The sequence below is a fragment of the Rhodococcoides kyotonense genome (assembly GCF_900188125.1).
In the GTDB taxonomy this organism is placed as follows: Bacteria; Actinomycetota; Actinomycetes; order Mycobacteriales; family Mycobacteriaceae; genus Rhodococcoides; species Rhodococcoides kyotonense.
In genome coordinates this window covers 154,928-176,336 of the sequence record NZ_FZOW01000003.1, presented here as the reverse complement: position 1 = coordinate 176,336, position 21,409 = coordinate 154,928, and the positions used below count along the sequence as shown (strand labels likewise).

22 protein-coding genes are annotated in these 21,409 nt (G+C 64.0%); 11 read left to right on the top strand and 11 right to left on the bottom strand.

Annotated elements, in window-relative coordinates; translation table 11 throughout:
* Positions 1-23: 23 nt before the first annotated feature.
* On the bottom strand, positions 24-821 hold the full coding sequence (locus CHB96_RS06330) for an enoyl-CoA hydratase (protein ID WP_089244220.1): 798 nt from the start codon (positions 819-821) through the stop codon (positions 24-26).
* A 118-nt stretch (positions 822-939) separates the two neighbouring features.
* On the opposite strand from CHB96_RS06330, the gene CHB96_RS06325 reads away from it, so the two are divergent.
* Positions 940-2,121 carry a TetR/AcrR family transcriptional regulator gene (locus tag CHB96_RS06325; protein ID WP_089244218.1) on the top strand — a complete coding sequence of 394 codons (1,182 nt, stop codon included), beginning with the start codon at positions 940-942 and terminating at the stop codon, positions 2,119-2,121.
* 10 nt (positions 2,122-2,131) lie between these two features.
* Here CHB96_RS06325 and CHB96_RS06320 read toward each other — a convergent pair whose 3' ends face one another.
* A complete protein-coding gene (locus CHB96_RS06320; RefSeq protein WP_089244216.1) occupies positions 2,132-3,082 on the bottom strand; it encodes a DUF808 domain-containing protein in 951 nt (316 codons plus the stop codon).
* 108 nt (positions 3,083-3,190) lie between these two features.
* Between CHB96_RS06320 and CHB96_RS06315 the strand changes: the two genes are divergently transcribed.
* Complete coding sequence (locus CHB96_RS06315) at positions 3,191-4,255, top strand: alpha/beta fold hydrolase (protein ID WP_089244214.1); 1,065 nt, start codon at positions 3,191-3,193, stop codon at positions 4,253-4,255.
* On the opposite strand, the gene CHB96_RS06310 is transcribed toward CHB96_RS06315, so the two are convergent.
* Together CHB96_RS06310 and CHB96_RS06305 are read right to left on the bottom strand one after the other, a co-directional pair.
* Positions 4,205-5,128, bottom strand: a complete 924-nt coding sequence (locus tag CHB96_RS06310) for an oxygenase MpaB family protein (protein WP_089244212.1) — start codon at positions 5,126-5,128, stop codon at positions 4,205-4,207. The genes CHB96_RS06315 and CHB96_RS06310 overlap by 51 nt on opposite strands.
* A gap of 3 nt (positions 5,129-5,131) precedes the next feature.
* On the bottom strand, positions 5,132-6,628 hold the full coding sequence (locus CHB96_RS06305) for an aldehyde dehydrogenase family protein (protein ID WP_089244210.1): 1,497 nt from the start codon (positions 6,626-6,628) through the stop codon (positions 5,132-5,134).
* Positions 6,629-6,764: 136 nt separating this feature from the next.
* On the opposite strand from CHB96_RS06305, the gene CHB96_RS06300 reads away from it, so the two are divergent.
* Both CHB96_RS06300 and CHB96_RS06295 read left to right on the top strand, forming a co-directional pair.
* Positions 6,765-7,907 (top strand): acyl-CoA dehydrogenase family protein, encoded by a 1,143-nt coding sequence (locus CHB96_RS06300; RefSeq protein ID WP_089244208.1) that lies wholly within the window; start codon positions 6,765-6,767, stop codon positions 7,905-7,907.
* Complete coding sequence (locus CHB96_RS06295) at positions 7,907-8,572, top strand: GntR family transcriptional regulator (protein WP_089244206.1); 666 nt, start codon at positions 7,907-7,909, stop codon at positions 8,570-8,572. Before CHB96_RS06300 ends, CHB96_RS06295 begins: the two co-directional genes overlap by 1 nt.
* A gap of 4 nt (positions 8,573-8,576) precedes the next feature.
* On the opposite strand, the gene CHB96_RS06290 is transcribed toward CHB96_RS06295, so the two are convergent.
* On the bottom strand, positions 8,577-9,197 hold the full coding sequence (locus tag CHB96_RS06290; protein ID WP_089244724.1) for a TetR/AcrR family transcriptional regulator: 621 nt from the start codon (positions 9,195-9,197) through the stop codon (positions 8,577-8,579).
* A 79-nt stretch (positions 9,198-9,276) separates the two neighbouring features.
* On the opposite strand from CHB96_RS06290, the gene CHB96_RS06285 reads away from it, so the two are divergent.
* Entirely contained in the window at positions 9,277-10,095 is an 819-nt protein-coding gene (locus tag CHB96_RS06285; protein WP_089244204.1) for an oxygenase MpaB family protein, read from the top strand.
* Between the two features lie 70 nt (positions 10,096-10,165).
* Here the strand turns inward: CHB96_RS06285 and CHB96_RS06280 are convergent, their stop codons facing one another.
* The 3 genes from CHB96_RS06280 to CHB96_RS06270 are packed head-to-tail and all read right to left on the bottom strand — an operon-like array spanning position 10,166 to position 13,458.
* Positions 10,166-12,520 (bottom strand): FdhF/YdeP family oxidoreductase, encoded by a 2,355-nt coding sequence (locus CHB96_RS06280; RefSeq protein WP_089244202.1) that lies wholly within the window; start codon positions 12,518-12,520, stop codon positions 10,166-10,168.
* A gap of 56 nt (positions 12,521-12,576) precedes the next feature.
* Positions 12,577-12,837, bottom strand: coding sequence for an acyl-CoA-binding protein (locus tag CHB96_RS06275; protein WP_089244200.1), 261 nt, complete (start codon positions 12,835-12,837; stop codon positions 12,577-12,579).
* Between the two features lie 45 nt (positions 12,838-12,882).
* Entirely contained in the window at positions 12,883-13,458 is a 576-nt protein-coding gene (locus CHB96_RS06270; RefSeq protein ID WP_176444171.1) for a TetR/AcrR family transcriptional regulator, read from the bottom strand.
* A gap of 24 nt (positions 13,459-13,482) precedes the next feature.
* On the opposite strand from CHB96_RS06270, the gene CHB96_RS06265 reads away from it, so the two are divergent.
* The gene (locus CHB96_RS06265) at positions 13,483-14,409 is read left to right on the top strand and encodes an oxygenase MpaB family protein (RefSeq protein ID WP_089244196.1); all 927 of its coding nucleotides are present in this window, start codon (positions 13,483-13,485) and stop codon (positions 14,407-14,409) included.
* Between the two features lie 29 nt (positions 14,410-14,438).
* Positions 14,439-15,209, top strand: a complete 771-nt coding sequence (locus CHB96_RS06260; RefSeq protein ID WP_089244194.1) for an alpha/beta fold hydrolase — start codon at positions 14,439-14,441, stop codon at positions 15,207-15,209.
* A 47-nt stretch (positions 15,210-15,256) separates the two neighbouring features.
* Here CHB96_RS06260 and CHB96_RS06255 read toward each other — a convergent pair whose 3' ends face one another.
* Both CHB96_RS06255 and CHB96_RS06250 read right to left on the bottom strand, forming a co-directional pair.
* Entirely contained in the window at positions 15,257-16,561 is a 1,305-nt protein-coding gene (locus CHB96_RS06255) for a class I SAM-dependent methyltransferase (protein ID WP_089244192.1), read from the bottom strand.
* On the bottom strand, positions 16,558-17,994 hold the full coding sequence (locus tag CHB96_RS06250) for an FAD-binding oxidoreductase (protein ID WP_176444170.1): 1,437 nt from the start codon (positions 17,992-17,994) through the stop codon (positions 16,558-16,560). Before CHB96_RS06250 ends, CHB96_RS06255 begins: the two co-directional genes overlap by 4 nt.
* Before the next feature lie 262 nt (positions 17,995-18,256).
* Between CHB96_RS06250 and CHB96_RS06245 the strand changes: the two genes are divergently transcribed.
* Positions 18,257-18,691: an SRPBCC family protein gene (locus CHB96_RS06245; RefSeq protein ID WP_089244190.1), complete on the top strand. Its 435-nt coding sequence runs from the start codon at positions 18,257-18,259 to the stop codon at positions 18,689-18,691.
* Here CHB96_RS06245 and CHB96_RS06240 read toward each other — a convergent pair.
* Positions 18,688-19,335: a TetR/AcrR family transcriptional regulator gene (locus tag CHB96_RS06240; protein ID WP_245865306.1), complete on the bottom strand. Its 648-nt coding sequence runs from the start codon at positions 19,333-19,335 to the stop codon at positions 18,688-18,690. The two genes, CHB96_RS06245 and CHB96_RS06240, sit on opposite strands and share 4 nt — an antisense overlap.
* Positions 19,336-19,422: 87 nt before the next feature.
* Between CHB96_RS06240 and CHB96_RS06235 the strand changes: the two genes are divergently transcribed.
* Genes CHB96_RS06235 through recR form a run of 3 tightly spaced genes read left to right on the top strand, consistent with a single transcriptional unit; the run spans position 19,423 to position 21,099 of the window.
* Positions 19,423-20,097, top strand: a complete 675-nt coding sequence (locus tag CHB96_RS06235) for a siderophore-interacting protein (RefSeq protein WP_089244188.1) — start codon at positions 19,423-19,425, stop codon at positions 20,095-20,097.
* Positions 20,098-20,142: 45 nt separating this feature from the next.
* Positions 20,143-20,481, top strand: a complete 339-nt coding sequence (locus CHB96_RS06230; RefSeq protein WP_089244186.1) for a YbaB/EbfC family nucleoid-associated protein — start codon at positions 20,143-20,145, stop codon at positions 20,479-20,481.
* A 9-nt stretch (positions 20,482-20,490) separates the two neighbouring features.
* Entirely contained in the window at positions 20,491-21,099 is a 609-nt protein-coding gene (gene recR / locus CHB96_RS06225) for a recombination mediator RecR (RefSeq protein ID WP_089244184.1), read from the top strand.
* Positions 21,100-21,409 lie beyond the last annotated feature (310 nt).

Here is a 21,409-nt window from a genome sequence, read left to right as displayed (position 1 = left end):
CATTTCTGCACTGTGTAGCGCCTCTAAGTTTGTGGTGATTCGCGTTCGAAGCTCGGTCGTCGATGGTCGAGCACGGCGTTGATTCCCTCCCTGAATTCCGGGGCAGTGAGCAGTTCGGTCTGTCCTTGTCTCTCGCGCTCGAACGCGTCGTCGAGAAGTGCGAGAGTCGACGCCGTCAGCGCGCGTTTGGTGAGTTCGAGGGCACGTCGCGGGCCGCGGGCCAGCCGTCGCGCAATTTTTTCGACGTGACTACCGAGATCGTCGGGCGGCAGAACGCGATTGATCAACCCGGCCGATTCGGCGTCGGCGGCCGTCATCGGCTCGGCCAGCAGCGCCATCGCCGACGCGCGGACACGCCCGATCGCGGCGGGAACGAGCAGGCTGCTGCCGCCGTCGGGCATCAGTGCGACGGTGGTGAACGCGAGTAGAAACGATGCGTCCTCCGAGGCGTAGACGAGGTCCGACGCGAGTGCCATCGATGCGCCTATGCCCGCAGCAATGCCGTTGACCTGCGCGATCACCGGAACCGGTGCGTCGATGACGGCACGGACGAGTGTCGACGCCGTCTGCATCGTCTCCTCGGCGGCCATACGATGTTCCTCCGGCGTACGCGGCTGAGATGCGGCCATCTCGGCGATGTCGGCGCCGGTGCTGAAGGCGTTGCCGGTGCCGGTGAGGACGACGACGCGAACGTCTCTTTCGATCGCTCCGAGGGCGTCGATCAGCGCGGTGGCGGTCGGGCCGTCGAGTGCGTTCATGCGGTCTTGTCGATCGATGCGCAGTGTCAGTACTCCTGCGTCCAGCGCGTGGTGCAAGGTCATCGAATGCTCCTGCCGTGCGAATTGCCGCTAACTTAACTCGCTGATTCGGCTGGCTGTCAAGGGTTGACGGGGACGGTCGTTAGGATGAAGATCGACGGGCAACGAGACGAGGCCACCGATGACGGACACCCCGACCACACCGCGACGTCGCCCGAGGAATCGCAAAGCGCAGATTCTCGCGGCTGCCGCGGAGGCGTTCAGTGAGCGCGGGTATCACCCGGTCGGTATCGACGACATCGCCGCGACGGTCGGCATTTCCGGACCGGCTCTCTATCGTCATTTCCCGACGAAATACGCGTTGTTCCTGCACAGCGTCATGCGGCTTGCCGATCTGCTGACGGTGGCAACGGATTCGGACGCGGTTCAGGCTCCTGATGCGGAAGGCCGATTGGATGCAGTGATGACCGCCGTCATTCGCACGACGATCGACAACCGTCGCACGGGCGGGTTGTATCGGTGGGAGGGGCGGTACCTCGTCGGCGACGACAAAACCGTGCTGCGCGAGAAGATATACGTGCTGCACGATCGTGTGAAGACGCCCCTGCAGGACGTGCGACCATCGCTGTCGGACGCCGATGCGGCACTCCTCGCGACGGCGGCCATCAGCGTCGTCGCCAGTATCACGGCGCATCGAACAGCGTTGTCCGCCAAGCAGATCGAAACGATGATTCTCGACGCGGCGTGGTCGGTGTTGCGGGTCGATCTACCCGAGTCGGGACCCGCGGAGCCTCGAGGCACGCGCGAGGTGGACGATTCGAAACGTGAACTGCTGCTGCGGGAATCGATCCTGTTGTTCTATCGGCACGGATACCACGACGTGAGCATCGAGGACATCGGTGCCGCAGCGAGTATCAACGCGTCGAGTGTGTATCGGTATTTTCCCAGCAAGTCGGAAGTGTTGGCAGCGGCGTTCCACCGTGCCAACGAGCGGCTCATCGACACACTGCAGGAGGCCTTTGCGCAGTCGAGCGATCCAGTCAGCGCGGTCGGTGTTCTCTGTCGGCTGTACACCGAGCTGACCTTCGGGCAGAGCGAACTGGTTGCCGTCTACTTCGCGGAGATCGGCAATCTGCCTACAGACCAGAGATCCGGCCTCCGAAACGTGCAGCGGCAGAACATCGAACGGTGGGCGGAGTTGCTCAGGGAAGCGCGCCCCGAACTGTCCGTCGTCACGTCGCGGTTCCTGGTGCACGCGGCGTTGGGCATCGTCTTCGACGTCGGGCGGACCGTGCGTTTCGACCGTTCCGACGCGACCGTGGCCCGTATTCAGGCAGTGATGACGGCGGTGCTGTTGGGTTGAGTGTCTGGGGCTACTTCGTGGCCGGACGCTCCTGGCGACGCTTGGCGAGAACCTTCGATACCCCGAGCTGTGCGGCGACGATGATCGTACCGACGACCAGTCCCAGCAGCGCCGAGGCGAGGGTGTTGACGATCCACGCGAGCACGGGTCCGATACCGGCGATGTCGTGCACCGCGTCCTCGCCGTGGTGCACCAATTCGTACAGTGGGTGGAAGCCGAGTTCGTCGATACCGACCAGCAGGATGTGCCCGCCGACCCACAGCATGGCGGCCGTGCCGACGACGCCGAGGAAGGACATGACCTTCGGCATCGCTTTGACGAGTCCGCGGCCGAACTTCTCGACGAATCCCGACGACTTCTCGGCCAGCCGGAGCCCGATGTCGTCCATCTTCACGATCAGCCCGACGACGCCGTACACGACGACGGTGATGACCACGGCGACGACTGCGAGGATGATCAGTCGGCTCCAAAAGCCTTCGGATGCAATGGTGTCGAGCGCGATGACCATGATCTCGGCGGACAGAATGAGATCGGTCCGCACTGCGCCGGACACGACACTGTCCTCGTCACGCGGTCCGTCGTCCTCCTCGTGATGATCTCCGTGGCCGAACAGTGCGCCCCAGATCTTGTGCACGGCCTCGTATGCGAGGTAACAGCCGCCGAGCATCAGGATCGGTGTCAGCAGCCACGGGAGGAACTGGCTGAGCAACAATGCGATCGGCAGGATGATCAGCAGCTTGTTGCGTAGTGAGCCGATCGCGATCTTCTTGATGATCGGAAGTTCACGCTCGGCGGCGAGGCCGCGTACGTACTGGGGCGTCACTGCCGCATCGTCGATGACGACGCCTGCTGCCTTGGCTGTCGCCCTGCCGGTTGCTGCCCCGACGTCGTCGATCGAGGCCGCAGCCAGACGCGCGAGCGCGGCAACGTCGTCGAGAAGTGCGACGAGTCCACCCGCCATCGTGGGCCTCCTGAATTCGTTCGGAAAGTACCCACCATCCTATGTGAGTGAAAATGTATAGAGGGCTATACATAAACACTCACGAGGGGGTTTGCTAACGTGCCCCATATGTCTGTTTCTCGGGGGCTCGTGGCCGGTTTGTCCGCATCTCTTCTGCTGTTCGCCGGGGGCGCCACCGCGACCGCGGCCCCGATCGACGTCCCGTGGTCACCGGACGCGGCCGTCGACACCGAGGTCGAATTCGTCTCCGACGGCATCACCTTCTACGGCAGCCTCCGGCCCGCCATCGGGGAAAGCCGCGGGGCCGCACTGCTTCTGCCCGGCAGCGGACCCATCGATCGCAACGGAAACGCCGCCGCAGGCAACATCACTCCCAACACCATCTCCTACATCGCCGACGCGTTGGCCCAGCGTGGCATCACGACGCTGCGGTTCGACAAGATCGGCACCGGTCGCACCGGGACCGAGGGGCTCGACCCGGCGAACCTTCCGGGCTTCACCGAGCAGGTCGACGCGGCCGAGGCGGCTGCGGCTCTGCTGTCCGACAAGACAGGCGCCACCGGCGACAATTTCGCGGTCCTGGGCCACAGCGAGGGCGGTCTGACGGCTTTGGCCCTGGCTGACCGGGGTGTGGACGTCGGGAATCTCGGTCTGCTGGCGCCGCTGTCCATCCGCTACTTCGACCTGCTGCATGCCCAGCTGAACCGGAACCTCGATCTCGCGGTGTCCACCGGGCAGGCGACTCCCGCCGACGCGGACCAGGTGCGTGCGCGCCTCGACGAGACCATCACCGCGCTGCGGGCGGGTGAGCCGCTGCCGTATCCCGACGACGAGTTCCTGGCGCCGGTCGGCTTCGACGACGCGAGCGCGGAGTTCCTCACCGAAGCCGACGCCCTGGACCCGGCCGTGCTGGCTGGCGCGTTGCCGTCCAGCACCGACGTTCTTCTGACCTGCTCCGACAAGGACCTCAACGTCTCGTGCGGGCAGACCGACGTGCTGGCAGAGGCGCTCGCAGGCACCGACGTCGACTATGCGCGGTTCGCCAACAGCTCGCACATGCTGAGCGAGCTGGGCCCGCTGCCCGCGACGGGCTTCGACATCTACGCGCCGCTACCGCAGTCGTCAGAGTTTCGCGGGGCTCTCGATGCGTGGGCTGACAGCGCCTTCGCGTGAATAGGGGCAGGTGATGGCGCCCAGATCTTTGGGTGAGTAGTTGCCGGGGTAGCCGGGATAGGTCTTGTTCCCTGCGTCGTCGGTGGTGCGTGAGTGCTTGCGCGTCGGAAAGAATCGCTCGACGCGGGCTTTCGCGCGCAGGCTCGTCACGGCGACGCGCCTGATCGCCGGGGACCCTGCCGGGAAGCCGAACGCATTCGCCATCCGGTCGTCCATCAGTGCGTAGACACCCTGCTCGACGACGGGGTGCAGTGGCGTCGGGAACCACGAGCAGAACAGATCGAGCGTGTACGTGCCGACCTTGTGGTTGTCCTCGGTGTAACGGAACGTGCGTAACTCGTAGTCGAGTTTGAACTGCGCGAACTCCGTGTAGGACTCGGGAATGTTCTTGATTCCCATGCGGATTCCCACGTTTCGGTAGAAGTGGAACGTCGCGAGTCGCTCCTTCGGATGCAGTCGTCGCCACCCGTACGTGTCGATCCACTCGATGGGCTCGTAGATGAACGTGGTGAGGACGTACAGCATGTCGTCGTTCGAGATGTCGTACTGCCCGTGCATACGGTTGACCATCCGCAAAGACTCGCGTCCACGCGCAGAGTCGTAGCCGTGTTCGAGCATCTCGGCCATCAACAGTGAGGTGTCGTCGTAGCGTTTCTGGGGACGGTTCGCGAATTCGCCGGTCTTCTCGAGCAGCGCGGAAATGCTGGGTACGCAATAGGTTCGGAACAGTGCGAACTCGAGCGCGCGCTGGTAGTCCCACGGGAACTCGTATCCCGCGGTGATGCGGTGAATGGTGTGGCAGTCCTGGACCGGGTCGAGTTCTTCGATGCGGCGTAGCCACCCGTAGCGGCCGCGTGCAGGTGAGATGTCCATCGGTCAGCCCCGTCCGTGGCGGAGTTTGAGCATGAGCGCCGAAATCTTCAGATCACGCGCTTTGCGCTGCATGGTCAGTAGGTTCAACGGCGCGGAGAACTTCTGCACCGCGAGCGATTTCACGGTGCTGAATTCTCGCAGACCGTCGGCTCCGTGGATGCGGCCGAAGCCGGAGTCGCCGGTTCCGCCGAACGGCAACGCCGGGATTCCGGCGAACCCCAACACCGAATTGACCGTCACGACACCACAATCGAGCTTCTCGGCCGCGCGTCGGCCTGCAGCGGGATCCTTCGTGAACACCGAAGCGCCGAGCCCGTACGACGACGCGTTGGCCCGTTCGATGCCCTCGTCGAGGTCGCGAACCTTGTTGACGACGACGGTAGGGCCGAACGTCTCTTCGGTTATCGCCGTGGAGTTTTCGGGAACGTCGGTGAGGATCACCGGATCGATGTACGGACCGTGCAGCGACTCCAGACCGCCGACGACGGCATGCCCGCCTTTCGACAGAGCATCTTCGATCTGTGACCGGACGATGTCGCTCTGCTTCCCGAGCGTCATCGGACCGTACGACGACGTCGCGGCACCGCCGGGCTTCAGCGCGGTCACCGCGGCTGCGAGTTTGTCGACGAACTTCTCGTAGACGGGCGCGGCGACGTAGATGCGTTCGACGCCCGCGCATGTCTGGCCTGCGTTGCCCATGGCGCCGAACGTCGCGAATTCCACTGCCGCATCGAGATTCGCATCGGCGTCGACGAGCATGGCGTCCTTGCCGCCGCATTCGGCGACGAGGGGAGTCAGTGTTTCGGCGCATGTCGCCATGACTTTCTTGGCGGTCGCGGTGGACCCGGTGAAGGCGATCTTGTCGACGGCCGCTCTGCACAGTGCGGTGCCGGTGGAGCCGTCACCTGTGATCGTCTGGAACACCGGGTGCGGCGCGGCGAGCGAATTCCATTTCTGGGCAAGCCATTCGCCTACTCCGGGTGTGAGCTCGCTGGGCTTGAACACGACGGTGTTGCCTGCAGCGAGGGCATACGCGATCGATCCCATCGGCGTGTAGAGCGGGTAGTTCCACGGCCCGATGACGCCGACGACCCCGAACGGCCGATAGCCGACGTACGCCTGCTGGTTGGCGCTGATCAGCCCAGCGGATACCTTGCGCTGCTTCAGCGTCTTCTCCGCATTGCGTGACGCCCAGTCGATGTGTTCGACGCCCATCATGACCTCGAGGAGCGAGTCCTCGTCGGGCTTGCCGGTCTCGGCTGCGATGACGTCGGCCAGGGCGTTGGCGTCCTTGGCAATCGCCCTCTTGAATTCGAGCAGCCAGCGCCTGCGTCCGGTGAAGCCCTGTACGTCCCACCACCGGGCGGCCGAGCGAGCGCGCGCGACCGCGGCGTCGACCTCGTCTCGTCCGGCGATCGGGTAGCTGGCGAGCACGGTTGCTGTCCGTGGATCGAGGCTGTCGAAGGTGCGAGTCTCGACGTATTCGGCCTGGTCCGTCATGGGCGATTCCCTCCCGCGGGCTGAGCGTTTCGGCAATCACATCACATATATGTGATGTGATTTACTGTTGTCGAGCTCACACTATGCGCCGCATCCGGCCTGAGACAACCCCACCGTCCTTTATCAGGAGTATTCGATGAACACGGATTTCACTCAGGAACAACAGTCGTTCGCACAGGCAGTCGCCGATTTCTGTGCCAAGGAAGCGGGTACGCGCAGTCAGCGTGACGCGCTCACCGAGCACGGTGCGCACACGCACAACCAGCAGCTGTACGAAAAAATGGCCGAGCTCGGTTGGCTCGGTGCCACGGTCGACGAGGAGTACGGCGGCGCGGACGGCAGCACCGTCGACATGTGCATCCTGCTCGAGCAGGCAGCCAAGGCAATGGCGCCGATCGGCGGTATCGGTCCGACGTTGATCACCGGCGCCGCGTATGCCAAGTTCGGAACACCGGAGCAGAAGCAGACGGTGCTCGGCGGCATCGTCGCAGGCCGCAGCTACTCGATCTCGATGTCGGAACCGGAAGCGGGATCCGACGTCGGGAATTTGAGTTGTCGTGCCGAGAAGACCGGCGACGGGTGGCTGATCAACGGGCAGAAGACGTGGTGCTCCAATGCGCATTTTGCGGACCGAATTCTGCTCGTTGCGCGCACTGGACGTGGTGAAGGGAAGCATGAGGGATTGACGATGTTCGACGTGCCTGCCGATGTCGACGGGCTGTCCATCGTCGGCATCGAGACGATGGGCGGCAAGGAAGTCAACGATCTGTACTTCACCGACTGTGTCCTGCCTCCCGACGCGGTCGTGGGCACCGAGGGGCAGGGCTGGTCCCAGCTGATGACCGGGCTGAACATCGAGCGCTTGATCCTGGCGGCCATGATGCTCGGGACCGCGCAGCGGGCGTTCGACGACACGCTCGAATTCATCACGCAGCGAAAGCAATTCGGTAGGCCCGTGGGGACGTTTCAAGCGCTGCGGCACCGGATTGCCGATCTGGCGACCGAGATAGAGTGCGGCAGGCTCCTGGTCTATCACGTCGCGCGACTCGTCGACGAGAACCCGCAGAAACTGTTCCCGCGTGAGGCGTCCATGGCGAAACTGAAGCTCACCGAAACCGCGAAGAAGGTCGCGCTCGAAGGGATGCAGATGATGGGCGGGTACGGCTACGCAACCGAATTCGACATGGAGAAGCACGTGCGTACGACGCTGGTGTCGTCGATCTACGGTGGTACCAACGAGATTCAGCGTGACATCATCGGCAAGACCTACGGCCTCTGATGGCCGCACCCGCTCTGCGTCGTAGACCGCAACTGTCGGAGGACGTCGCAGGACGCATTCGCGCCAAGATCATGTCCGGTGCACTTGCGTCCGGATCGTTCGTGCGGATCGACGAGACAGCGGTCGAATTGGGCGTCAGCGCCACGCCTGTCCGGGAGGCGTTGGTGTCGTTGCGCAGCGAGGGGCTCGTCGAGCAGGTGCCGCACCGCGGCTATCGCGTCGGCGAACTTCTGCGCGAGGACATCGAGGACATCTTCTGGCTGCAGGGCACCATCGCGAGCAAGCTGGCGCGTCGGGCAGCGCGGGTCATCACGCCGCCGCAGATCTCGCAGCTCGCGGCGCTGAATACGCAGTTACGGCAGGCTGTGTCGCGCGCCGATACGGAGGCCGTCGAGGGATGCGAATTCGAGTTCCACCGGTTCGTCAACAAGATCGCCGGTGGAGCGAAGTTGGCATGGTTCCTGTTCGGAGCCATCCGCTACACACCGGCGCGGCTCTACGCGTCGGACCCGTCGTGGGGTGAGGAGGCCGTGCGCAGTCACGACGCGTTGATCGCGGCCTTCACGTTCGGCGACCTCGAGGCTGTCGGGGACGTGGTGCGACGGCAGTTCGCCGATGGGGCGGAGAGGCTGATCGCTCACCGCCATGTGCACGAAAATACATAGCGCTCTATGTATTTCCGTGCACGTGTGGCGTAGCCGTCAGCAGATCCGTGCACTGCGCGACGACCGCATCCTCGTCGAGCTCGAGCTCCCCACCCAGCCACGCGGTCAGCACCTGCGCGAACCCGCCGACGACGTAGTGCGTCGTCAGGTTCAGCCGGTCGTCCGCTTCGGTGCCGTAGAACTCCGACGCCTGTGCTGCGAGAAGCCCGGCGAACATGCGCGTCGACTCCGCGCGTTTGGCGGCGAGAACGTCGTTGCTCACAGTGGCGGAGAACAGCAGGCGGCCGCGTCGGGGATCCTCGGCGATGCAGCGCACGATGGCCTGGACTGCGCCGTGCACGCGCTCGCGTTCCTTGTTCGACGACGACCTGGTCGCGGCGAGGGCCGTCGACGTGATGTCGTCGATGACCTTGTCGTACACGGCCTCCATCAACGCGTTCTTGTCCGCGAAACTTTCGTAGAAATACCGCGACGCGACCCCGGCCGTGCGGCAGACGCCTCGGACGGTCAGCTCGGGTTCGGTCGTGCCGAGCAGGTCGAGACCGGCCTCGATCAGCATGCGTCGACGTTCCGCGACGCGCGCCGAGCCGTCGACTCCGCCGTAGGTGCGCGGTGATTCAACCATGAAGACATCTTGACACCCCGCGTCGCCGGGGCCTAGCGTCATCTGCATACGGTCGTATGCAGATGACTCGGGGAGAGTTATGACGGAAGACAACGAGCTTCTACGCAAATCGATGACGGGAGTCGGCCTGCTCGCAGGCGGAGCCAACGTGATCATGCAACTCGCACATCCCGCCGTCGGCTACGGTGTGTTCGAAAGTCGCGTCGAGAGTGGGCAGATCAACCGACATCCGGTGAAGCGGACGCGCACCACGTTGTCCTATCTCGCGGTTGCGGGCATGGGCGACGACGACGTGAGGGCTGCATATCGCAAGGCCACCAACAGGTCTCATGCGATGGTGAAGTCGACGGCAGGCAGCCCAGTGAAGTACGACGCGTTCGACCCGAACCTGCAACTGTGGGTCGCCGCATGTCTGTATCGCGGCTTCGAAGACGTCTACTACGCCCTCTACGGTGACCCGGACCCGCAGTTCCTCGACGAGATGTATCAGCGCAGCCACGTCCTCGGTTCGACGCTGCAGATGCCGCAGGACATGTGGCCCGCCGACCGCGTCGCGTTCGAGAAGTACTGGGACACAGCGCTCGACGACGTACACATCGACCCCACGATCAGGCGCTACCTGTACGGCATCGCGTCGGCGACGTTCGTGAAACCGAAGGCCCTGCATCCCTTGATCGGGCCGTTCATGCGGTTCGTCACGACGGGCTTCCTGCCGAGCCGATTTCGCGACGAGATGGAACTCCCGTGGGATCCGGTGAAGCAGAGGCGTTTCGATCTGCTGATGCGCGTGCTTGCACTGACGAACCGGGTCACGCCCGCGGCGCTGAGGAGGTTCCCGTTCAACGCGTTGCTGTGGGATGTCCGGCGGCGTATGAAGTCGGGTCGGCGGTTGGTCTAGGGCGCTCCGCGCCATGTGCACGAAAATACATAACCCGCTATGTATTTTCGTGCACGTGCGGCGAAGCCGCCTAACTCAGATGATGCGGCTGCGGATGCGTCTTGTGCGACCAATCGGACCCGGTCTCGTCCTGGTGCCCATGCCCGACGGGCTCACACGCGGAACCGGCGGGAACCACCTGGATCACGACGGACTTCGACGTCGGGCAATTGCTGTCCGTCGCGGTGGAGTCCAGTGGCACAAGCGGATTGGTCTCGGGGTAGTACGCCGCCGCGCATCCGCGCGGTGTGTCGTACTCGACGATCCGGAAGTTCGACGCGCACCGCTCGACGTCGTCGTCCTCCCACCGAGTCACGAGATCGACGAAGTCGCCGTCCTCGAAGCCGAGCGCCGCGATGTCGTCGCGATGCAGGAATACGACGCGTCGGCCTCCCTCGATGCCGCGGTAGCGGTCGCTCAGGCCGTAGATCGTCGTGTTGAACTGGTCGTGACTGCGCAACGTCTGCAGCAGCAGGTGGCGATCCGGGACGTGCAGCACCTCGATCGGTGACGTTGCGAACTCTGCTCGACCAGAGGGTGTTTCGAACGTGCGCGAGTCGCGAGGCGGGTGGGGGAGGATGAAGCCGCCCGGGCGTCGAACATTGACCTCGTACCCGTTGCACCCTGGAACGACGCGCGAGATGTGCGCCCGGATGTTCCGGTAGTCCTCGCGCATGTCCTTCCAGTCGATTCCGTGCCTGAAGCCGAGGGTGGCTTCGGCGATACCGGTCAGGATCGCGATCTCCGAGCGCAGATGATTGCTGGCCGGCTTCAACGGGCCGCGCGAGGAGTGGACCGAACACGTCGAATCCTCGACGGAGATCCACTGATCACCGGTGGCCTGCACGTCCTTCTCGGTTCGCCCGAGAGTGGGCAGGATCAGCGCGACGTCCCCGGTCACCAGATGGGATCGGTTGATCTTCGTCGAGATGTGGACGCTCATACTCAGGTTGCGCATCGCGGCAGCCGTCACGTCGGTGTCCGGGGTGGCTTGTACGAAGTTGCCACCGAGACCGAGAAAGAACTGTGCTTTGCCATCGCGCATCGCTCGGATGGAATCGACTGTGTCATGGCCGTGTTCGCGCGGTGGGTCGAATCCGAATTCCTTCTGGATGGCGTCGAGGAAGTGTTCCGGCACGCGCTCCCAGATGCCCATCGTCCGATCGCCTTGGACGTTGGAGTGTCCACGCACAGGCAAGAGACCCGCGCCGCGTTTGCCGATATTACCCTGCAGCAGAGCCAGATTGGTGACTTCCTTGATGGTCGCAACGGCATTGCGGTGCTGCGTCAGTCCCATGGCCCAGCAGAACACCGTGCCCTTGGAATCGCGCAGCATCTTGGCGGCGTCGGTGATCTGCTGACGCGTCAAACCGGTCGACGACGTGACGACGTCCCAGTCGACAGCGGAAACATGGGCTTTCCAGCTCTCGAAACCGGTCGTGTAGGCGTCGACGAATTCGTGGTCGACGCACCCCCATTCGAGGAGCAGCGATCCGATGGCCTGGAACAGAGCGAGGTCGCCGTTGAGCTTGATCGGTAGGTGCATGTCGGACAGGTCGGTGCCTGGCCCGACCATGCCGCGCGGGGTCTGCGGATTCTTGAAGTTGACGAGCCCTGCTTCCCGTAACGGGTTGATGGACAGGATCTTCGCGCCGTTCTGCTTCGCCTTCTCGAGCGCCGACAGCATGCGGGGATGATTGGTGCCGGGATTCTGACCCGCCAGGATGATGAGTTCTGCGTCGTACACGTCGTCGAGCGTGACGCTCGCCTTGCCGATGCCGATGGATTCCTGCAGTGCGAGGGACGTCGATTCGTGACACATGTTGGAACAGTCGGGCAGATTGTTCGTGCCGAACGCGCGAGCGAACAGCTGGTACACGAACGCCGACTCGTTCGACGCGCGTCCCGATGTGTAGAAGATGGCCTCGTTCGGATCGGCGAGAGACTTCAGCTGGTCGCCGATGAGCCTGAACGCGTCGTCCCACTCGATGGGCTCGTAGTACCGGCCACCGGGCAGCTTGACCATCGGATGCGTGATGCGGCCCTGCTGACCGAGCCAGTGCTCGCTGCGCGAGTCGAGCTCAGCGATGCTGTGGGCCGCGAAGAACTCGGGCGTGGCCCGGGTGGTCGTCGCTTCTTCGGCGACGGCTTTGGCGCCGTTCTCGCAGAACTCGGCGGCGTGGCGGTGGCCCGGATCGGGGTCGGGCCACGCGCAACTCATGCAGTCGAACCCCTCGGCCTGGTTGAGGTCGAGGAGCGTCTTCGCCGTGCGCACCGGGCCCATGTGGCCGAGCGCGCGCTTCATCGACACCGCAACTGCGACGGGGCCTGCCGCGTGAGTTTTCGGCTTCTCGATCTTCAGGTCGGCTTCGTCGTAGTCGCGCATGCGGTACCAATCCCTCGCCGATCAGGGCGAGCATAGGCGGTGACCGCGCCGGGGAGCTACTTGCCGAGCAGGCGTGCAACCAGGTCGACGTAGGACTGCTTTGCCGAATCCTGGCTGGTGCCTTCGAGTTTTGCCCACGCGTCGAACTTTGCGCGGTTCACCATGTCCAGTCTTCCGGGACGCTTACCCGTGGCGTCGCCGTTCGAACCTTGTTTGTACAACGAATAAAGATCGAGCAGCTCGTCGTTGCTCGGCTTGGACGTCAGCGTCTTGACGTCGATCTGGGCCTGCTGGAACGACTGGTCGAGATCGGACATGTCACGGACTCCTCGGGTAGCGGCGGGACTCGATCATGGCACGGACTACTGCGAGAGTCGTCCGGCTTCGGACACGAGTTTCACGCAGTGAGCGACGAACGTCTCCCGGGGCGTGGTGATCGTCCCGTCGAGATATCCGACGAACAGGGCCGTCAGAGCGCCGACGACGCCGATGGCAACGAGTTGATCGTCGTCGCGTCCCGTCAGTTGCGCTCGAACCAGGTCGACGAAACCTGGAACGAGAGCCGCCCCGCGTCCCCTCAGCGCAGCCTCCGACAGCGGTGCCAACAGCAAGACACGCCCGACGGCCGGGTCGTCCAACACGAGGTCGACGAACGCGCGGACGGGCGCTTCTGCGTTGCCGCGGGCATGGTCGACGGCGTCGGCGATGGCCGTGCGGGCACGCTCGCCGACGTGGGCGTAGACGGTGCGTACGAACTGGTCGCGGTCGGTGAAGCTCTCGTAGAAGTAGCGCTCGGTCAGACCAGCGGCGCGGCACACCGCGCGGACGCTGACGGACGGTCCCTCGGGCGCGCCGAGCAGTGATACTCCGACGTCGAGGAGTGCCTGATGCCGGTTCCGGCGTCTCTCGTCGATGGTCGCCGACTGTTGACTACGCACGTTGTCAGATCCTAGTCTGACAACATGTGTAGTCAACGACCGGTCCCGCTCGGCCCCGACTCGTTGACATGGAAATACTTCGGCGACTGGCGCGGCATGCTGCAAGGCGTCTGGGCAGGCTCGATGCAGAACATGCACCCCGGCCTCGGCGCCGGTGTCGAACAGCATTCGACCTTCTTCGACGAGCGTTGGCAGCGCCTCTATCGGTCGCTCTATCCCATCGGGGGAGTGGTGTTCGACGGCGACCGCGCCGAACAGACCGCCCTGCAAGTGCGCGGCTACCACGCAGAGATCAAAGGGGTCGACGCGCAAGGCCGTCGGTACCACGCGCTCGACCCCGACACCTTCTACTGGGCCCACGCGACGTTCTTCATGGGCACGATCCTCACCGCCGACCACTTCATGGGCGGAGTCACCGAGGAGCAGAAGCGGCAACTGTTCACCGAACACATCCAGTGGTACCGCCTCTACGGCATGAGCATGCGGCCCGTCCCGGAGACCTGGGAGGACTTCCAGATCTACTGGAAACACATGTGCTGCGAAGTACTCGAAGACAACAAGGCGACGCGCGACGTCCTCGACCTCTCTCGTCTCGGGCCGCCGCCGTACGCATCGTGGATCCCGGGCCCGGTGTGGTCGGTGCTGCGTATCCCCATCGCGCGCGGATTCGTCTGGCTCACCGTCGGGCTGTACGACCAGGACGTGCGCAACCTCCTGGGTTACCGATGGAGTGCACGAGACGCGTCGCTTCACCGCCTGGTGGGTTCTGTGGTCAACGGCGTATTCCACTTCATCCCCCGGCGACGCCGCATGCACCCACGGGCCCGAGCGGGATGGGACCGGGTGACCGGCAGGGAGGCGTCGAATATGCCGTTGCGGGAGACACCGGCGCGGAACTTGCCGCCGATGTCCGAACGCGAGAACCCCAAGCACTACAGCCCTCGGGTGTAGCGCGAGCCGTAACGGGTACCTGTCGTCACATGCACAATGTGAGAACAGGATCCGGCAAGCCGTTGGTGCTCGTTCACGGACTCGGGTCGAGTTTCCGTAACTGGGACCCCATAGTGCCTGCGTTGAGCGAGGAGCGGCAGGTCATCGCCGTCGACCTGCCGGGTTTCGGCCGCACGCCGCCGCTGCCCGAGGTCACCATCGCGACGCTCACCGACGCGCTGCGCGAATTCCTCGACGAGCAAGGGCTTTCCGACGTGGACATCGTCGGTAGTTCCATGGGCGCCCGGATGGTTCTCGAGCTTGCCCGACGCGGCCACCGGGGAACCGTCGTGGCGCTGGATCCCGGGGGTTTCTGGAACGACACTCAAGTCAAGATCTTCGGTGCGTCGATCACGGCGTCGGTTGCTCTGGTCAGTCGAATTCAGCCGCTGTTGCCCTTCGTGACCGGGAATGCGGTGACGAGAACCCTTGCGCTGGCGCAGTTCTCGGCGGCGCCGTGGAAGTTGCCGCAGGATCTCGTTCTGCGTGAGTTGCGTGGGTTCTCCGACGAGGCGTCGCCGTCGCTGTCGGATGCGCGCAAGGCATTGATCCACGGCCCGCGTCAGGAAGGCGGCCCGCTGAGTGGCAAGGTCGTCATCGGGTGGGGCCGTCAGGACAAGGTGACGCTGCCCAGTGAAGCCGACGTCGCGATGGAGAAATTTCCCGACGCCGAGCTGCACTGGTTCGACAAGTGCGGGCACTTCCCGCACTGGGATCAGCCGGAGGAGACGAAGGCCCTCATACTTCGGGCTTGTGCATAGAAATACATAGCCCACTATGTATTTCTATGCACATGCGACGACGTCGCCTAGCCCTCCCACCAGGGACGCAGCGGCACATCCGCCTCGCCTTTCGGCCCGAGCTTGACGCCCAGAACCTGGTGCAGCTGGACGACATTGCGTTCGAATCCGAGTCGTGAGCCCGCCATGTACAGGCCCCACACGCGTGCGGTCCCGACGCCTGCTTCGGCGACGCAGGCGTCCCAGTTGTCGACGAGGTTCTTGCACCACGCCTTCAACGTCAGGGCGTAGTGCTCACGCAGGTTCTCCTCGTGGCGAACCTCGATGCCCGCGTCCTGCATTTCGGTGATGATGCGCCCCGAGCCGGTCAGTTCACCGTCGGGGAAGACGTATCGATCGATGAAAGCCCCTGCGCGAGCGTGGCTTCGGTTGTCCGGACGCGTGATGCTGTGGTTCAGCACTCGGCCACCGACACGGAGCTTCGACTTGATGGACTCGAAGTACGCGGGGTAGTTGTGCACGCCGATGTGTTCGGTCAGCCCGATCGACGACACCGCGTCGAAGCCGGTCTCGGGCACGTCTCGGTAGTCGGAGAAGCGGACCTCGGCGAGGTCGGACAAGCCTTCCTCGGCGATCGCCTTCTGCGCCCACGCGGCCTGTTCCTTCGACAGCGTGGCACCGATGGTCTTGACGCCACGGCGTGCGGCGTAGCGGACCATTCCGCCCCAGCCGCAGCCGATGTCGAGCAGTCGGTCGCCTTCCTTCAGTCCGAGCTTGTCGAACACGAGGCGGTACTTGTTCTCCTGCGCGGCCTCGAGGGAGTCGCTTTCCGACGTGTAGGCAGCACATGTGTACGTCATCGACGGTCCGAGTACGTACTCGTAGAACGTGTTCGACACGTCGTAGTGATGCGAGATGGAATCCGCGTCACGAGTCTTGGAGTGGCGCAGGCCCTCTGCGATGCGACGCCACCGCGGCACCACCTCCTGAGGCGGAGGTGCGATGGGACGCAACAGGTCCCACCCGAGTGACCGGGTGATCGACGCGAGCGTCAGGGCGTTCGGGCGTCGGAAATGCAGTTCGTCGCCCATGATGCGGAGGATCTCGTACGGGTCGCCGGGATGCACACCGACTGCCTCGAGATCGCCCGAGATGTATGCGCGGGCCATACCGAGATCGCCTGGCGCCGTGGCGAGATACGTCGTCCCGCGTGGGCTCTTGAGCTCGAGGCCGAGCTCGGCGTTCTCGGGTCCCGCGGCGCTGCCGTCGTAGGCCGTGAATCGCAATGGGATGGTGCCGTCGGAAAGCAGCTCGAGAATCTCGGAGATGGTGAGCTTCTGTGCGCGGGTACCGGGTTCTTTGAACGTCGTCATTTTCTTTGCACCGCCTTCGAATACATGTCCAACAAACGTGAATCTGGGTCGTACCGTTTCTTCAGTTCCTCGAATTTCGCGCCGCCGTAGAGCGCGGCGAACTCGTCCTCGGTGTAGAACGCTTCCGAGTAGAGAGACTTGTGCCCGCCGAAGTCGGTGACCTTCTTCTCGATGGCACGGTTGGCAGCGCCGTCGGGCGCACCGGGGACGATCGGAACCGACGACCAGAAGCCGACGTTGACGTACGTCTTCTTCGGTTCGAGGGGGTACAGGGGCCACGGCCGGGCAGCGTCGGCGCCGGGCGGGGCAGGTTCGCGAAGTCGCAACGGGCACAACCACAACGGCTCGATCGGGATCTCGTCCAAGAACCAGTGCAGAAACGCCGCGGTGTTCTCGATCGGAACTTCGATGTCCTGCACGACGCGTTCGCGCGGCGGATTGCCCTTGCGTGCTTCGAGTCGATCGGCGATGTCGTATTTCTGGTCGAGCCCGATGAGCTTCCAGTAGAAGCTGGAGCGTCGGTACTTCGTCGGCCAGAAGCGTCGAATCTTCGGATTCTGGGTCCCGAATGCGCGGGAGCACCAGAACCAGTCGGTGTCCCAGCGCCACAGGTAGTCGTGAATCGTCAGTCGATCGGTCGTCTTCTGCTGGATGGAGCGGTAATAGATCTCCGAGCCGGAGTGGTATTCGCTGACCGGGCCTTCTTGCGCGGTCTGCACACCGAGCGTCAGGTAGCTCTCGGTCTCGGAGAACACGACGCCGTCGAGATAATGGACGGCGATACCGTCGTATTCTCGGTCGGTTGCGATGCGGTCCATCGCCGCCTGCATCGTGTCGAGGTCGTCGAAACGCACGTGCCGGAGCGCTACGTACGGCAGCACGGGCTCGAGACGGATCTTCAGTCTCGTGGCGTATCCGAGCGTTCCATAGGAGTTCGGGAAACCCCAGTACAGCTCGGCGTTCTCGCCGTCGGGCGTGGCCGTGACGATGTCGCCGCTGCCGGTGAGAATGTCCATCTCGAGCACGGACTCGTGGGGCAAACCGCTGCGGAACGACGTGCTCTCGATGCCGAGGCCGGTGACCGCTCCGCCGAGGGTGATGGTCTTCAGCTGGGGTACCACGAGGGGTGCCAGCCCGTAGGGCAGCGTCGCGTCGACGAGATCCTCGTAGGTGGTCATGCCCGCGACGTCGGCGGTGCCATCCTGCGGGTTGACCGAGATGACCCGAGCCAGGCCGCTGACGTCGAGGCCGGGGGCGTTCGACGCGGCGCGCTTGCGGAAGAGGTTGGACGTTTTCTTCGCGAGGCGCACCGTCGCATCGGCCGGTATGGCGCGGTAGCTGCTCAGTAGCTGCTCGACCCCCACCCGATGCGCCGCGAATCCGGTTTCCCGTGGTTCGGGCCTGCGTCTGTACAACCCTCTCGCTGAAGCCACAGGAAGACGCTATATCCACCGATCGCCGCGAGCCACTGCGATTACCGGGCGCGACAGCAAATTTCACTCAAATGTTGCTCGGGAGAGCCTTGATAACGGGGCAAAAGCGACAAATGGTTGTGTTCTACATCTAAATTTCGTGGCTTCGGTTTTCGGTGCGTGAACCATCTCACATCGCTTCGGCCGTTCGTAGCCGAGCGACCCTCACGAAGGGCAGGATGGAAAACGGACATGTTCGAGAAGTAGAAAAAGGAGATCGCCCGTGGCTCAGGTCAGCGCTAGCAGTTCCATCACCATCGCCCAGTCGCCCGACCAGGTGTTGGCAGCGCTCACCGATTACGAGACGGTCCGTCCGCGCATCCTGCCCGAGCAGTACCTCGACTACGCCGTCGTCGAAGGCGGTCAGGGTGACGGAACTGTCGCGACGTGGACGCTGCAGGCCACGTCGAAGCGCTCGCGCAACGTCAAAGCCGCGGTCAGCGTGAACGGGTCGACCATCACCGAGCGAGACGCCAACTCCTCGATGATCACCACCTGGACCGTCGCACCGTCCGGCACGGGCAGCGAGGTCACGACGACGACCGAGTGGAAGGGCGCAGGCGGCATCGGCGGCTTCTTCGAGAAGACCTTCGCGCCCCTCGGACTGAAGAAGATCCAGGCACAGACCCTGGCGAACCTCGAGAAGGAAACCCGCTAGAACGTCTCGAACTGCGGGTCGTCGATCACCGCGATCGCGCCGAGAACGACGGCCCGCATCGACAGTTCGAAGTCGGCATCCAGACTGCGTGCGGTGCGATCGACTGCCCGCGGAATGAGAGTCAGATCGGTACGGTCCGCCATCGCAGGCTGGTTCTGTCGCCTGCCGGTCACGTGCACCATCTCCGCGAGTGCGATGGCGTGTTCGGCGACTGTCGCCACCGCCCACATCGCCTGCTTCGGGCGAAGGCCGTAGACCGTGGCGTACCGCTGCTGAACGGCGTCGATCTTCGCCAACGCGTCGGGTGAATCCGCGTCGATGTTCACCAGGTACTGCGCGATCCCGGGGTTTCGATGGACCAGGGCGCGCAGGTTCATGGCGACGCTCAGCAACGCGTCGTGAATCGGCAACTCGAGCGTCGGCTCGGGAAAATCCCACCTCCGCAGGATCGCCTCTGCGACGAGCCCTTTCAGTGCTTCGACGTCGTCGATGTTGTTGTAGATCGCGACGATGCTGACCCCGAGCTTCTCGGCGACGGATTTGACGGTCAGCTTGGGCAAGGTCAGTTCGATGCCCGCCTCGATCATCGTCTCCTCGGTCACGCGACGTCGACGCGGCGTGACGGGCCCGGTCGGATCATGCATGCACGAAGCATACGAGGACCCTGCTGGTGCGATGTCGGTGACGAAGTTTAGCCTTACTCAAGCAGTGGCGACTTGGGGAGGTGTGCCATGTCAGTTCCAGACCCGGGACTGGATGCCAGGGAAGCGTTCCTACGAACGCTGTCCTTCACCCGCCCGCGACCAGGCGTCACGCGCATGACGTCGCTCGTCACGCCTGGGGGGACTGCATGGGACGAGGAGACGATCGCCGACTGGCTCGAGTTTCCGGGCGTACCGTCTCTCGATTACACGGTCAGGCGATTCGACACCGACCGCGGAATTCTCGACGTCGACTTCACTCCCAGTATCGAGAACACGATCATGCAACGGTGGCTCGGATCGGTGCGAGTCGGATCGACGACGCCCATCGGGGGACCGAGGGGTCGGCACCTACCGAACTTCGGCAGTGGTCGACGCGTCCTCCTGTTCGCAGACGAGGCGTCCGTGCCTGCCGTGCACGCGATTCTGCAGCAATGGCCCGCGTCGTCGACCGGAACCGTATGGGTCGACACACCCCACCCGGCTGCGGTCGGTGAACTGCCCGTGGTCGACGGTGTGGGCGTGATCAGCTTCCATGTAGGCATGGGCTTCGATCCGCTGGTCACCGCGGCACGTCGCTGCGAGATGACCTCCCGCACCACCGTGTGGGCGGCCGGCGAACGTCGACGCATGGACGCCATCCGCGCGACCTGCAGGGCCGCTGGACTGTCCGCGGACGACACGCGGGTGTTCGGCTACTGGTGACGTGGCTAGGCTGGGACGGGAATTCGCGACGAGAGGACGTTCGAAGTGCAACCCGGTGAGCAGCCAGACATCGCATCGATCATGCAGCAGGCCCAGCAGATGCAGCAGCAGTTGATGGCAGCACAGGCCGAGATCGCCGAAGCCGAGGTGACCGGCCAGGCGGGCGGAGGTCTCGTTCGCGCGACCGTCAAGGGCACCGGCGAACTCGTCGGACTGACGATCGATCCCAAGGTCGTCGACCCCGAGGATGTCGAGACGCTCCAGGATCTGATCATCGGAGCCGTCGCCGACGCGTCGAACTCCGCGCAGTCCGTCGCAGCGGAGAAGCTCGGCCCACTCGCAGGCGGTCTCGGCGGCGGTTCGCTCGGCCTCCCCGGTTTCTGAGGCGGGCCCGTGTACGAAGGTCCTGTCCAGGATCTGATCGACGAACTCGGCAAGATGCCGGGCGTCGGCCCGAAAAGTGCGCAGCGCATAGCCTTTCACCTGTTGGGCGTCGAACCGCCCGAGGTGGAGCGGCTCATCAAGGCGCTGCAACGAGTGCGCGACGGCGTCCAGTTCTGCACCGTGTGCGGCACGGTGTCGGACAAGGAACTGTGCCGAATCTGCGCCGACCCGCGGCGTGATCGCAGCATCATCTGCGTCGTCGAAGAGCCGAAAGACGTTCAGGCAGTGGAACGTACCCGAGAATTCAAGGGTCGGTACCACGTACTCGGTGGCGCTCTGGATCCACTGAACGGCGTCGGGCCGGACCAACTGCGGATCCGAGAGTTGTTGGTACGCGTCGGAACTCAGGACGACGGCGTCGACGTCTCCGAGGTCATCGTCGCGACCGACCCCAACACCGAGGGCGAAGCCACCGCGACCTACCTGGTCCGCATGATGCGCGACTTTCCCGGGCTCTCGATCACCCGTCTGGCATCCGGACTCCCGATGGGCGGGGACCTCGAGTTCGCCGACGAGCTCACCCTCGGGCGGGCGCTGACGGGTCGGAGGCCTCTGTAGGGGGCTTCGCCCCATGTGCACGAAAATACATAGAGGGCTATGTATTTTCGTGCACATAGAGTTATCCACAGGCCTGTGGATAACCCGACTTTTCGAGCCTTCCCGGTCCGCGGTGTAGTGCATTGTGCTGCACATGGAAACGAGACCCAGTGGTCGATGGCAGGAGTTGCTCGACGCCCAATGCGGCATCCTCACGACCGCGCAGCTGTACGAGCAAGGTGTGAATCGCGAATCGATACGTCATGAAGTGGAGACCGGTCAGTGGCTTCGAGTCTTTCGCGGCGTTGTATCGGTTACCAACGGGCCACTC